We start from the raw sequence: 1,408 nt of genomic DNA, 5'->3' as shown, positions 1-1,408 counted from the left end.
ACTGGTCATCTCGCCAGCCATAACGTTTCATAATCATTTATGCCCACCTATTGTGATTGCAGGATTTACACGAATATCCTATCAAGCTACTTCTGTCAAACATTTTGATTGATGACACGCCCTAGGTTGAATGACAATCAATTCCAACCGACTCAATTCGACGAATTAGTGATTAATCTAGATGGAGGCAGTGCCACCCTCCGCAACCGCACCCAATTTATCAAGGGCATGGTTGAATGGTCTCGGGCAATTGCAACCCGCATCCGCGTAAAGTACTACCCTCCCTATCACAGCAAGTACAATCCGATTGAGCGGTGTTGGGCTGCGTTGGAGAACTATTGGAATGGCGCAATTTATGACTCGGTTGAAGCTGTTGTCCAATGGGCTACAAACATGAGTTGTAACGGCTGCACACCAACAGTACATATATTGGACACCATCTATGAAAAAGGGTTGAGACCTAAACCCCAAGGAATTGGAATCCTATCAACTTTCAAGGTGTCGTTCTGACACATTACCCAAATGGGATATTACAATTGTCCCGACGAATATGGGTATCTTATTTTATTGCAAGTCCCCCATTGGGAATCCCGACCATGTATGACCGCGCATTACAGGCACTAACTAAACAGGCATGTTTAACCTGAATGGGAAGCACGCTTTGAACCCAATTCATACGGATTCAGACCAGGACGCTCCTGTCACGATGCGATTGAAGCAATATTCACAGGCATCAACCAAAAACCTAAATGGGTACTAGATGCCGACATTGCCAAATGTTTCGATAAAATCAACCATAACTCACCTCTTGCACTAGTACAAATGAACCACTTGCCAAGCAGTAGGCACAGATGAGAGAAAAGGGCGTGCAAACAATAGAAACAATAGATAGCTTGAACTTTGGTTTCAATTCTTGCCCACGCCCAAAGCGAGCGTGTATACCCTACTCGGATTGATGCCGAGTGCCTACCAACGGGATAGCAAACAGCCCGTTACTAGGATTGTTTTTACAAGCTATAGGACATCCACTGCCAGAATATTGTCAAGGTCATTTCTGCTAGCGCCAATTGTCGATTTCTCAATGAATACCATTGGTCAACCCGTGAAATGATTCGACAGGTGCGACAAGGAGTTATAGCCGAACTGCTATCCTACAAACCTTGCATGACGAAGACCATGTTTGCAGGTAATTATTGACTTGACTAGCTAAGAGTTACGAGGAAAGTTCAAAGCAAATGAGTCCGTGATCAGTGTTTTCAATCGCAAACTTCGATTGCACCTGGTCGTGCTGTACCTGGTGGTGGTATCGGCGGTGGCCTTGGAATTTCCGAGTCTTTCGGCGGTTATGGCACAACAACACAAGCACAACTAGGTTTGCGGTTGGTACGACTATTGCCTAAAACCTTAA

Annotated in this window: 1 protein-coding gene and 1 pseudogene; both read left to right on the top strand. The window is 45.0% G+C overall.

The window, feature by feature from the left end; genetic code table 11:
- Nucleotides 1-111: 111 nt before the first annotated feature.
- Nucleotides 112-510 carry a transposase gene (locus F6K51_RS37240; protein WP_293031197.1) on the top strand — a complete coding sequence of 133 codons (399 nt, stop codon included), beginning with the start codon at nt 112-114 and terminating at the stop codon, nt 508-510.
- Nucleotides 511-578: 68 nt separating this feature from the next.
- A pseudogene (locus F6K51_RS37235) lies at nt 579-798 on the top strand (reverse transcriptase/maturase family protein); the annotation flags it as partial.
- Between the last annotated feature and the right edge of the window lie 610 nt (nt 799-1,408).

The organism is Moorena sp. SIO3I8, assembly GCF_010692325.1.
In the GTDB taxonomy this organism is placed as follows: Bacteria; Cyanobacteriota; Cyanobacteriia; order Cyanobacteriales; family Coleofasciculaceae; genus Moorena.
The sequence above is the reverse complement of the archived record's forward strand: the minus strand, read 5'-3'. Positions and strand labels throughout refer to the sequence as shown.